The organism is Stenotrophomonas sp. 05L44_2, assembly GCF_056665995.1.
This window is the reverse complement of sequence record NZ_JBFTNR010000638.1, coordinates 1-2,428: the sequence shown is the minus strand read 5'-3', so window position 1 is coordinate 2,428 and position 2,428 is coordinate 1. Positions and strand designations below refer to the sequence as shown.

Genomic DNA, 2,428 nt, shown 5'->3' with positions numbered 1-2,428 from the left:
CATCATGTTCGCCGGCGGCGGTGAAGACCTGCACTGGTCGATGAGCGTGATGTTCGATGCGATGGGCGCACTGTCCACCAGCTTCAACGACACCCCCGCCAGCGCCTCGCGCCCGTATGACAAGGACCGCGATGGCTTCGTCATCGCCGGCGGTGGCGGCATGCTGGTGCTGGAGGACTACGACCACGCGGTGGCACGTGGCGCGCACATCCATGCCGAGCTGATCGGCTATGGCGTGACCTCCGATGGCGCCGACATGGTCGCGCCGTCCGGCGAAGGCGCCGTGCGCTGCATGAAGATGGCGCTGCAGAACGTGGACCGTCCGCTGGATTACCTCAACACCCACGGCACCTCGACCCCGCTGGGCGATGTGACCGAGCTGGGTGCGATCCGCGAGGTGTTCGGCGATGCGATTCCGCCGCTGTCCTCGACCAAGGCGCTGTCGGGCCATTCGCTGGGCGCCGCCAGCGTGCATGAAGCGATCTACTGCCTGCTGATGATGCGCGATGGCTTCGTGGCCGGCTCGGCCAACATCGGCGAGCTGGACCCGAGGGTGGAAGGCTTCCCGATCCTGCGCGAAAGCCGCGAGCAGAAGCTGGACACGGTGATGTCCAACAGCTTCGGCTTCGGTGGCACCAACGCGGCGCTGGTGTTCGGCAGGGTGTGATCTGAAAGCGTGCCAACCAAGGTTGGCACCTACCAGAGCGGTAGCACCGGGCCATGCCCGGCGAGAGCAGTGAAGCGTGCCGACCCACGGTCGGCACCCACCAGCTTCAAGGTGACACCCACCAGAGCGGTAGCGCCGGGCCATGCCCGGCGAGAGCGGTGAAGCGTGCCGGCCAACGGTCGACACCCACCATCCCCCACCGTTACCTCGGCAGCAGCGGCAGCAGCAAGGCGTGCGCGTCCACCAGCGAGCCGACGATGCGGTGGCCGAGCGCGCGCAGTTCTTCATCGGGATGCACCAGATCCGGTACCTGGATCACGGTCATGCCGGCGGCCAGCGCGGCACGGGTTCCCGCCGGCGAATCCTCCAGCGCCAGGCAACGTTCCGGCGCCTGTCCCAGCCGCTGCGCGGCCAGCAGGTAGATGTCCGGCGCCGGCTTCGGCCGCGCCACATCGCCACTGGTGATCACCGCATCGAAGTATGGCAGCAGCCCGGCTGCAGCCAGCTTGCGGTTGGCCCGCGGCTGCCGCGTAGTGGTCGCCACCGCGCGCGGCACCGCATGCGCCTTCAGCAGCTCCAGCAGTTCCAGGATGCCCGGCCGCAGCGGCAGCCCGGTCTGCGTGCGCTCCTCGTACAGATCATGGCAACGCGCGGCCATGGCCTCGATCATGCTGTCTTCGATGCCCTGCTGGCGCAGCAGCGCCTGGCTGTCGCGGTCGCCAAGGCCGACCATGCGCACGAAGAAGCTGGCATCCAGGGGCAGGCCGAATTCCTCCGCCGCCTCGCTCCAGCATGCAAGCGACACACGCTCGCTGTCGATCATCAAGCCGTCCATGTCGAAGATGACGGCGTCGGGCAGGAACGGCAGCGCAGCGATGGAGGTCATGGAGCGAACAACGTATCCAGATCGGTGGAGGTCAGCAGCCGCCATTGCCCTTCGGCCAGTCCCTGCAGGTCCAGGCCACCAACACGGCTGCGATGCAGTGCCTGCACATGGTTGCCTGCGGCAGCGAACATGCGGCGTACCTGATGGTAGCGGCCTTCGTGCAGTACCAGGCGCGCCTTGCGCGGCCCGAGCACCTGCAGTTCAGCCGGCAGCAGGGGCRTCTTCTCCGCTTCCAGCATCAGCGTGCCGCTGGCAAACAGCGCCACCTCGTCACCACGCAGGTCTTCGGCCAGCTCCACTTCGTAGACCTTGGGCAGCTTCGACTTCGGCGAAATGATCCGATGCAGCAGGTTGCCGTCGTCGGTCAGCAGCAACAGGCCGCTGGTCTCACGGTCCAGACGGCCGACAGTGGACAGCACCGGGTCGCGGTCGCGGAAGCGCGGCGGCAGCAGGTCGTAGATCAGGCGGCCCTTGTCCTTGGTCGAACAGGTGTAGCCAGCCGGCTTGTACATCGCCAGCGACAGGCCCACCGGCGGGTCCAGTGGCTCGCCGTCGACCCGCACCGCTTCATGCGGCACCTGGTCGTCGGCGTACAGCACCTCGCCGTCGGCGTCGGTGACGCGGCCTTCGCGGAACATCCACTGCACCTGCTTGCGGCTGCCGTAGCCGAGGTTGGCGATGTGCTTGACCAGCTTCACCGGCCCTTCCCCTTGCCCTTCACCGCTTCGACCAGCTTGAAGCCATCGCGCTCGGCAACCACGCGCACCGCGCCGAAGCTCTCGTTGAGCGTGTACTCGTAGGGCAGGTGGCGGTTGGCCACCACGTACAGGCGCCCACCCGGGCGCAGCGCCTGCGCGGCCACGGCGATGAAGCGC

At 67.7% G+C, this 2,428-nt stretch carries 4 protein-coding genes; 1 reads left to right on the top strand and 3 read right to left on the bottom strand.

What is annotated here, in order from left to right:
* Window positions 1-667: beta-ketoacyl synthase N-terminal-like domain-containing protein (locus AC1VAN_RS18585; protein ID WP_480986414.1), on the top strand; the 667-nt coding region annotated here is incomplete at its 5' end.
* 202 nt (window positions 668-869) lie between these two features.
* On the opposite strand, the gene AC1VAN_RS18580 is transcribed toward AC1VAN_RS18585, so the two are convergent.
* The 3 genes from AC1VAN_RS18580 to AC1VAN_RS18570 form a co-directional block, all read right to left on the bottom strand.
* Window positions 870-1,553 (bottom strand): HAD family hydrolase, encoded by a 684-nt coding sequence (locus AC1VAN_RS18580; protein ID WP_032976401.1) that lies wholly within the window; start codon window positions 1,551-1,553, stop codon window positions 870-872.
* Complete coding sequence (locus AC1VAN_RS18575; protein ID WP_480986413.1) at window positions 1,550-2,251, bottom strand: pseudouridine synthase; 702 nt, start codon at window positions 2,249-2,251, stop codon at window positions 1,550-1,552. The genes AC1VAN_RS18580 and AC1VAN_RS18575 overlap by 4 nt, the downstream gene beginning before the upstream one ends.
* On the bottom strand, window positions 2,248-2,428 hold a 181-nt coding region (locus AC1VAN_RS18570; protein ID WP_480986412.1), incomplete at its 5' end, for a methyltransferase. The genes AC1VAN_RS18570 and AC1VAN_RS18575, both read right to left, overlap by 4 nt.

Bases quoted from the DNA above. Each gene is read 5' to 3' on its own strand.
- AC1VAN_RS18580 (WP_032976401.1), bottom strand. From the start codon at position 1,553: ATGACCTCCATCGCTGCGCTGCCGTTCCTGCCCGACGCCGTCATCTTC.